This is a genomic window from Rothia nasimurium (assembly GCF_049068285.1).
Lineage (GTDB): Bacteria > Actinomycetota > Actinomycetes > Actinomycetales > Micrococcaceae > Rothia > Rothia nasimurium_I.
The window spans coordinates 56,207-64,858 of sequence record NZ_JBLKPV010000013.1 but is presented as its reverse complement, the minus strand read 5'-3'; the positions used below and the strand labels follow the sequence as shown (position 1 = coordinate 64,858).

The window sequence follows — 8,652 nt, the reverse complement described above, 5'->3', positions numbered from 1 at the left end:
TCCCACAGTTGCTTCTGGCTGGTTTATGACCTTCCAACAAAGGTTTGTGACCTCTTGTTTTCCGGTGCCTGCCTGAGGCTTGAATCGCTATGTGACTTGGTGTTTTGTCGTTGTGGCGGGGTTTCCCTCGCCGCGGCGACTCGTAATACTTTACGCAGGTTTTCCAGACCGCGCAACCCGGAAGATGCAGTTTTGGGGCATTTTCACCCCGAAATCCAGCCCATATATCAACAAAATCCCTAGTCAAGTCCATAATACCCAGGGAAAAAGATTTTTTTAAGTTTTTTTCAAAGCCCCTCGCAGCCTCGATGTGATGGGTTTTTTGTGGTCCAAGCCCTTATCCTGGCTCACAAACACCCCGCAAACGCTTAAACAAAAATGCTCTCCCGCTATCGCGGGAGAGCACTATGTGAAGAAGAGAGCTTAGGCAGCTCGGCGGCGGGAGACCTCATAGAGGGCAATACCCACTGCCATAGAAGCATTGAGTGATTCCATTGCTGAGCTAATAGGAATCGAAACAATCTGATCGCAGTTCTCAGTCACCAGGCGGGACAGGCCCTTACCTTCAGAACCCACAACAATCATGAGCGGCTCAGAGGCCAGCTCAAGGTTGGGCAGGTCAACTTCCCCACCGCCGTCCAAACCAACAACGAAAATGCCGGCGTCCTTGGCCTGCTGGATCACCCGGGTCAGATTGGTTGCCTTAGCAACAGGGATACGGGCAGCAGCACCGGAAGAGGTCTTCCAGGCAGAAGCAGTCATAGCTGCAGAACGGCGCTCAGGAATAATCACACCATTACCTGAGAAAGCAGAGACAGAACGAATAATGGCACCCAGGTTGCGGGGATCGGTAATACCGTCCAGGGCAACGAAAAGGGGCGGGGTGCTCATCTTCTTCTCGTACCAAAGATCCATGGTATCGAGAACCAGGTTGCCGGCGTCCGGGTACTTATAGGGAGGAATCTGCAGGGCAACACCCTGGTGGACGGCGTGGTCGGTCAGCCGGTCAAGCTCATTGCGACCAATTTCCAGCATGGGCAGACCCTGCTTATTGGCCTCGGTCATAATCTCGCGGACGCGGTCATCTACCTCAATACGGGACATCACGAACAGAGTCTTGGCAGGAATCTCAGTCTGCAGCGCCTCCAGCACAGAGTTACGGCCGGTCACCAGCTCGTCGGAGGCCCGCTTGCCACCCAGCCGGGGCTGGCGGGAACGCAGGGTATTCGTTGCCTTACGGTTTTCAGCGGCCTTCTTCATCTTGTAGGCCTTGTGGTAAACGCGATCCTCAGCCTTGGGGGTGTTACCGCGGCCTTCAAGAGCCTTCCGCCCGTGGCCACCGGTGCCCTTGGTAGGGCCCTTCTTCTTGCTGGTTGCGCCGGGGCGGGAGCCTGCCTTCGCCATAGTGTTGTCCTTCTTTAGGTTTCTTGTCGTTGGTCTCTAGCTTACCGACCGCTCACGGTTTTTGGTGCGAGAGATGGAGCACGCGCCCTGCCACCAGGCAGGGGCAGGGCGCGTAAAAGTCGCTGGTAGGGCACTACCTGGGTAAAACCAGTACCCGGTATCAGATTAGCTCAGGGACCAGCTGGACCCGCTCGCCCCGTCCTTGACGGTAATACCTGCAGCTGCCAGGGCATCACGAATCTGATCAGCCCGGGCCCAGTCCTTAGCCTCCCGGGCCTCAGCCCGCTGGGTCAGCATGGTCTGAATCAGAGAGTCAAGAGCTGCGTGCTCACCGGCGTCCGGAGTAGCAGCCCCTGCCTGGCTGAAGGACATGAGCTCAACCAGCCCCAGTACCTTGGCCATAGCGTAAACCTGCTCGGCGGCGTCCTGGGCAGACTCCCCGGCAGCGAGCGCAGCGTTACCGGCCCTCACGGCCCCGTGCAGGGCGGCCAGGGCCTTGGGGATATTGAGATCATCGTCCATAGCCTCAGCAAAAGCCTGGGGCACCTCAGCATTTTCGCGGTGGTAGTTTCGGGTCGCTGCAAGGAAAGCCTCGATGCGTTCAACGGCTACACGGGCCTCGTCCAGGGAAGTGGGGTGGTAGTCGAGGACGGAGCGGTAGTGGGCCTGGCCCAGGTAGTAGCGGACGACCAGGGGGCGGGCAGACTCTAACATCTGCTCCGGGGTGATGATATTGCCAATGGACTTGGACATCTTCTCACCCTCGTAATTGACCAGGCCGTTGTGCATCCAGAAGTTGGCAAAGCCGTAGCCAGCTGCCTGGGACTGGGCCATCTCGTTTTCGTGGTGGGGGAAGCGCAAATCCAGGCCGCCACCGTGAATATCAAAAGTCTCGCCCAGATACTTGCCTGCCATGGCCGAGCACTCTAGGTGCCAGCCGGGACGGCCCTTACCCCAGGGGGAATCCCAGGAGGCGGTTGCGGGCTCGCCCTCCTTATAGGCCTTCCAGAGGGCAAAGTCGCGGGGGTCGCGCTTGCCGCGGGGGTCGGCGTCCGGGGCGTCCTGCATATCGTCAATCTTCTGACGAGTCAGGGCCCCGTAGTTCTCCCAGGAACGCACATCGAAGTAGACGTCGCCGCAGCCGTCGGTTGCCGGGTAGGCATGGCCGCGGTCAATGAGGCGCTGAATGAGGGCAAACATCTCGGGAATATGCCCGGTAGCGCGCGGCTCATAGGTGGGCGGGGCAATGTTGAGGGCAGCATAAGCGGAAGCAAAGACCCGCTCGAAGCGGTAGGCCAGGGCCCACCATTCTTCTGCCGGGTGCTCACCGGCATACTCGGACTCAAATGAAGCAGCTGAATTGACCAGAATCTTATCGTCGATATCGGTCACGTTGCGGACTGTAGTGACCTTGTACCCGCGGTAGGTCAGCCAGCGGGACAGCTGGTCAAAGACCAGGCCCGAACGCACATGCCCAATATGAGGGGCCCCCTGCACAGTGGCACCACAGTAATAGATACGGGCTTCACCGGGGTGAACCGGGCTAAAGTCACGGACGCTTGCTGTTGCTGAATCATAAAAACGTAAAGTCACGCTCTTCAGTTTACCGGTTTCAGGGTGGCTACAGGAGGCTAGCCCAGCAGGAGGACATCTTGCATCTAGGGGCCCTTAGCCACCAGGGGTTTGAGGACGGCAGCTGCCTGATTGATCAGCAGGGACAGGTGGCCGTCCTCGGGCAGTTCATGGAGCTCAGCCCCCAGGCGCAACCCCAGGTTCCGGGCGCGGGCCGGGCGGATAGCCAGGTCTTTCTCGGGCACCCACACATGCACCGGCACCTTGATTTGGGTTTCAGAAAAGCCCCAGTCAGCGTAGATAGCGTGCTCATCCTGCACTCCCCCGCTGATATCGAACTGCAGGGCGTAGTCATGGGCAACAGCCATGCGGTAGGCACCGGTATGCCCCTGCACATTGCGGGTAAGGGCCTTCCCCAGCTGCCGACGGTTGGATTGGGCCGCCCCGGTGCCAGCAGCCCGATCAATGAGGGGCTTGGGCAGCCAGGAGAGGAAGAGGTGGGACAGCAGGACGCGGGTAGCCGTCAAATCAACGCCCAGCCGGGACTCCCACAGGGGGTGGTGGGTAAAGGGGGCCAACAGGACGAGCTGGCTGACTTTCTGCGGGTAGGTTGCGGCAACAGCCATGGCATGGGGCCCTCCCCCAGAAAAACCCATCACGCTGAACTGTTCAAGGTCCAAATGCTCCACCACCGCAGCGACGTCCTGCTCAGCCCAGGTGCTTACCGTGCGCTCGTCCACAGGATCTGAGGCCCCCAGCCCCGGCCGGTCAAGAGCAATAACCCGGATACCAAGCTGGCTGGCAGCCTCGTCAAAAAAGAGCGCCTCATAACCGGTACCCGGCGTACCGTGGCAGTACAGAACTGTTGCAACCGGCTCTGTTAGCTCACCGAACTCGTGCCAGGCAATGACGCGGCCACCTCGGTCACTTAAAACATGCGGGTGCGGTTCTAGAGGATCACAACTCATGATTACTTCCGGAAGATGCCAACTGTCGAAAGACACCAGCATAAGCCATCAGGAACAGCAAGCAACTGCGTTCCCCTCCCCGATCTGGCGTCTCCCTCAGCGAAGGAATGCTAGGAGGCCGGATACACCAGGGCAACAGCAGTAGCTGCCACGCCCTCGCCGCGGCCGGTCAAGCCCAGTCCGTCAGTGGTGGTGGCGGTAACCGTCACCGGGGCACCGGCGGCCTCAGATAGGACGCGGTTGGCCTCCTCCCGGCGCGGGGAGAACTTGGGCTTGTTGCCGATCAGCTGCACCGCAATGTTGCCGATCTCAAACCCGGCGGCCCGCACAATGGCAGCTGCCTCCGACAGGATCCGAACGCCGGAAGCACCTGCCATATCGGGCCGATCCACCCCGAAATTGGAGCCTAAATCGCCGGTGCCACTGGCCGAGAAGAGGGCGTCGGCAGCAGCGTGGGCGACCACGTCGCCGTCCGAATGGCCCGACAGGCCACGCTGGCCCGGCCAGTGCAGCCCGGCCACCCACAGCTCGGTGCCTTCCTCACCAAAAGCGTGCACATCAGTACCGGTACCGATACGGGGAATCATGATTCTCTCTTTTCGTCGTAGAGGGCAGTGGCTAGGGTCAGGTCAAGGGGGGTTGTAATTTTGAAGGCCTCGGCAGCTCCCTCGACCGTTGCCACCGGCAGCCCCAGGGTCTCAGCCAGCATGGCATCATCGGTGATACTTTCAGCAACCTCGGGGGCTAGGGAGGCAACATCCCGGTGGGCCTGGCGCAGGGTGGCCAGGTCAAAACCCTGGGGGGTCTGCACCGCCCGCAACTGCGCCCGGGCAGGGGTGCCAGTCACATACCCCTGGGCGTCTACCGTCTTAATGGTGTCCACCACCGGTAGCACCGGAATGACGGCCTTCTCCCCGGCGGCCAGGGCCGCAGCTACCCGGCGGTACACATCCGGCGGGGTAAAACAGCGGGCGGCATCATGCACCAGGACTCCGGTGGGCAGCTGCCCGGGGGCACCGGGCAGGGGGGCTGCGTCTGCAATCGCAGTCAGGGCAGCCGTGACCGACTCAGCGCGGGTAGCGCCGCCTTCTACCGCCAAGGCACCGTAACGGGCACAGACCTGCCGTAGCTCAACATCCTGCGGGGGCACCGTCACCACCAGCCGAGCGACCACGCCCGACGCTAGGGCACCGGTCAGCGCCCATTCCAGCAGGGTGCGCCCGGCAACCTGCACCGCTGCTTTGGGCACACCCGCGCCCAGGCGCGAACCGGACCCGGCCGCCACAATAACGACAGCGAGCACCGAACCACCAGAAGTGGTTGCGGTGCCCGCTGTATCAGAAAAATCTAGAGTGCTCACAGCTAGTGAGCATACCCGAAAGTTTAGACGCCCTCGAGAATCTTATCGAGCTCAACCTCGGCAGCTTCTTCATCGATGTCCTTAGCCAGGGCAACCTCGGAGGACAGAATCTGACGAGCCTTAGCCAACATGCGCTTCTCTCCTGCCGACAGGCCGCGGTCGTTCTCACGACGCCACAGGTCACGCACGACCTCGGCAACCTTCAGCACATCGCCCGAGGCCAGCTTCTCGACATTAGCCTTGTAGCGGCGGGACCAGTTAGCTGCTTCTTCAGTATCGGTTGCTTGAAGGACGTCGATGACTTCCTGCAGGCCGCGTTCGTCAACGACGTCACGCACGCCCACCATATCAACGTTCTCAGCAGGAACCTCAATGACCAGGTCACCATTAGCAACCTTGAGTTTCAGGTACATCTTCTCTTCGCCACGGATCTTACGCATCTTGATCTCTTCGATCGTTGCGGCACCGTGGTGAGGGTAAACGACTGTTTCGCCAACCTCAAAAACCATATGGATAAACCCCTTTCAGCCTATCCATTCTAGCACGCTTATTTAAACAGCACACTTAAAGTTTTTCTGCCCCCAGTGTCTCCCCGCCCAAACCCAGAACTTCATTTACCCTCACAAACCCCGCCGATAGTGACCTAACGTCACTAAAACAGATAGAATGTGACCAGACCAGACAAAACCGCGCCCAGGCGCGGCGCACACACACGCCCCACCCCATACACGGGGCACTCAACCAACAAGGGAGCACAAGCTGTGAAGAACACCGCTTCTCTGACCATCAAGCGCGCAGGCGCAACCCTCGCCATCGCAGGTGCCCTCCTCGCCATGACCGGTTGCACCTACACCAACAACCCCGCAACCACCCTCGTTTACGATGCCAGCGACGGCGTTTCCTTCACTATGTGGCCCAAGGGCCAGCGCGTCGACATGCGCAACATGCTCGTTATTTCTGAGGGTGAAGGTCAGCCCGGCCGCGTCCTCGGCACCGTCTACAACATGGGCGAAACCGCCCAGACTGTCACCTTCAACCTGGGCGATGGTCAGTCCTTCTCCGTAGACGTTGAACCCGGCGAATCAAAGATCCTCGAAGAGGACACCAACGAAGTTATCATCGACTCCACCCCCGAAGCCCCCGGCCTCATCATTGAAGCTGAAGGGGTCATTGGTGAAACCACCGAAGCCTTCAGCCTGCCCGTCCTCAACGGCGACCTTGAAGAATACGCCGAATACCTGCCCGGTGGCGCCCAGCCCACCGCCGAAGCAACAGCTTCTTCAAACCACTAAACAAGCACCCGATCACAGGGTAGACAGCAAAGGCCCCCTGCACACCGCAGGGGGCCTTTGCTCTTGACTAAACAGTCGCCGTCAGGCCTTGGGATTAGGCCTCAAACTTATACCCCAAACCTCGCACCGTCACCAGGTACTTGGGGGCCGAAGAATCGTCCTCAATCTTGGACCGCAACCGCTTGATATGAACGTCCAGGGTCTTTGTATCGCCCACATAGTCGGCCCCCCACACCCGGTCAATCAACTGGGAGCGAGTCATGACCCGGCCTGCGTTCCGCAACAGCATTTCAAGCAGCTCAAACTCTTTAAGGGGCATAGCAACAGGCTCACCGTGCACCGTCACGACGTGGCGCTCAACGTCCATCCGGACGGGGCCCCCCTCAATCGCCCCGCTCTCATGCTCCTCAGCCTCTCCCCCTTGGCGGCGGAGAACAGCCCGAATACGGGCAATCAGCTCCCGGGAGGAATAAGGCTTAGTCACATAGTCATCAGCCCCCAGCTCAAGCCCCAAAACCTTATCCAGTTCAGAGTCCTTCGCCGTCAGCATGATAATGGGCACCGCACTCGTCGCCCGAATCTGCTTACACACCTCGGTGCCTGACTGGCCCGGCAGCATGATGTCCAACAGCACCAGGTCAGCGCCGCCCCGCTCGAACTCGGTCACAGCGTCCAGGCCATTATCAACCACCTGAACCTCAAAGCCCTCCCGGCCCAGCAGAAAGGCCAAAGGCTCGCTCAGGGCCTCTTCATCCTCAACCACCAAAATGCGGGTCATCTACGATTCCTTCTTCTCTCGAGCCACACTGGACCCAGCAAGCTGGCCAGCAGGCATATTCTCAAACTTCGACGCGGGGCCCAAACCCTCACCCAACAAATCCTGCTCAGTCTCTTCATCCACAAGAGGCAAAGACATCGTAAAAGTAGAACCAGAACCAGGCTTCGACCAGAGGGTCACCTCACCACCGTGCTGGCCCACAATATGCTTCACGATACTCAAGCCCAAGCCGGTGCCCCCGGTCTGACGAGAACGGGCCGGATCAACCCGGTAAAACCGCTCAAAAATACGGTCCTGCTCATCCTCAGGGATACCCGGCCCCTGATCTTTCACAGAAATTCTAACAGTGTCGTCCTTCACAGCCATACCGATACCCACCTTCGTCTTCTCCGGTGAATAGCGAATAGCGTTTTCAATGAGGTTACGCAGGGCAGTCCCCAGAAGCTCAGGGTCACCGTGAACAGGGCGGTCAACAGACCCGCCCACAGTCAGCTCAATCTGCTTCCCCTCAGCCGTCAGCCGGTTCCGGTCAACAGACTCAGCAACAACCTGACCCATATCAACAAGCTTGGAATTCAAAACCATATCGGTCGACTGCAAACGGGACAGCTCAATAACGTCCTGCACCAGGGCAGCAAGCCGCCGGGACTCCCGCTTTAACTTTCCTGAAAAATATAAGACAGATTCAGGATCATCAGCTGACGACTCAATCGCCTCAGCCATCAACCCAACCGCCCCCACCGGCGTCTTCAACTCATGGGACACATTCGCCACAAAATCAGTACGCACCGTTTGGGCGCGGGCAATCTCAGTGCGGTCATCAGCAAGAACCAGGATGTACTCATCCCCCACCGGGGCCACCCGCAAATCAATCACCAGCCGGCTCTGATCATAGAAGCCTCGCGTGAAAACAATTTCCTTCTCAGCAATAGCCCCCTTGCGGCGGACCTCATCAATCATCGACAGCATCTCATCTGACACCACCGTATGCCCCCGCACCAAGCCCAAAGCATAAGCCCCAGGGGAAGCCTGGACGACGCCGTCCACAGCATCGACCACCACATAGGCACGGCCAATGACCGCCAGCACCTCAGCGGCACCGTCGCTGAGGGTTGGCTCTTCGACGTCGGCCCAGCGGGCGCGCTGACGCTCACTTCGTTGCACGGCGAGCATGCTGACCACGCCGATGAGGAGGCCCAGCACAGCCGCAGACAAAGCAATCACAGTAGGGTTCACAGACACCAGCTTATGCCCTTACCTGCACCTGATGCACTATCA

10 protein-coding genes are annotated in these 8,652 nt (G+C 59.5%); 2 read left to right on the top strand and 8 right to left on the bottom strand.

The genetic code is table 11. The features are described 5' to 3' along the window. On the top strand, nt 1-243 hold a 243-nt coding region (locus tag ACMXX3_RS10745), incomplete at its 5' end, for a hypothetical protein (RefSeq protein ID WP_421084701.1). A gap of 180 nt (nt 244-423) precedes the next feature. Here the strand turns inward: ACMXX3_RS10745 and rlmB are convergent. The 6 genes from rlmB to ACMXX3_RS10715 all read right to left on the bottom strand — a co-directional run bounded on the left by rlmB (nt 424) and on the right by ACMXX3_RS10715 (nt 5,813). After that, nucleotides 424-1,404, bottom strand: coding sequence for a 23S rRNA (guanosine(2251)-2'-O)-methyltransferase RlmB (gene rlmB / locus ACMXX3_RS10740; RefSeq protein ID WP_421084700.1), 981 nt, complete (start codon nt 1,402-1,404; stop codon nt 424-426). Nucleotides 1,405-1,569: 165 nt separating this feature from the next. Then, nucleotides 1,570-2,997, bottom strand: coding sequence for a cysteine--tRNA ligase (gene cysS / locus ACMXX3_RS10735; protein WP_421084699.1), 1,428 nt, complete (start codon nt 2,995-2,997; stop codon nt 1,570-1,572). Nucleotides 2,998-3,062: 65 nt separating this feature from the next. Beyond that, complete coding sequence (locus tag ACMXX3_RS10730) at nt 3,063-3,944, bottom strand: alpha/beta fold hydrolase (protein ID WP_421084698.1); 882 nt, start codon at nt 3,942-3,944, stop codon at nt 3,063-3,065. 110 nt (nt 3,945-4,054) lie between these two features. After that, nucleotides 4,055-4,531 (bottom strand): 2-C-methyl-D-erythritol 2,4-cyclodiphosphate synthase, encoded by a 477-nt coding sequence (gene ispF, locus ACMXX3_RS10725; protein ID WP_421084697.1) that lies wholly within the window; start codon nt 4,529-4,531, stop codon nt 4,055-4,057. Beyond that, entirely contained in the window at nt 4,528-5,304 is a 777-nt protein-coding gene (ispD, locus tag ACMXX3_RS10720; protein ID WP_421084696.1) for a 2-C-methyl-D-erythritol 4-phosphate cytidylyltransferase, read from the bottom strand. Before ispD ends, ispF begins: the two co-directional genes overlap by 4 nt. A 23-nt stretch (nt 5,305-5,327) precedes the next feature. Then, the gene (locus tag ACMXX3_RS10715; RefSeq protein ID WP_185173529.1) at nt 5,328-5,813 is read right to left on the bottom strand and encodes a CarD family transcriptional regulator; all 486 of its coding nucleotides are present in this window, start codon (nt 5,811-5,813) and stop codon (nt 5,328-5,330) included. A gap of 252 nt (nt 5,814-6,065) precedes the next feature. Between ACMXX3_RS10715 and ACMXX3_RS10710 the strand changes: the two genes are divergently transcribed. Then, the gene (locus ACMXX3_RS10710) at nt 6,066-6,596 is read left to right on the top strand and encodes a hypothetical protein (protein ID WP_421084695.1); all 531 of its coding nucleotides are present in this window, start codon (nt 6,066-6,068) and stop codon (nt 6,594-6,596) included. Nucleotides 6,597-6,690: 94 nt separating this feature from the next. Here the strand turns inward: ACMXX3_RS10710 and ACMXX3_RS10705 are convergent, their stop codons facing one another. Further along, nucleotides 6,691-7,374 (bottom strand): winged helix-turn-helix domain-containing protein, encoded by a 684-nt coding sequence (locus ACMXX3_RS10705; RefSeq protein WP_421084694.1) that lies wholly within the window; start codon nt 7,372-7,374, stop codon nt 6,691-6,693. After that, a complete protein-coding gene (locus ACMXX3_RS10700) occupies nt 7,375-8,610 on the bottom strand; it encodes a sensor histidine kinase (protein WP_421084704.1) in 1,236 nt (411 codons plus the stop codon). It lies immediately after the preceding gene. Nucleotides 8,611-8,652: the final 42 nt, after the last annotated feature.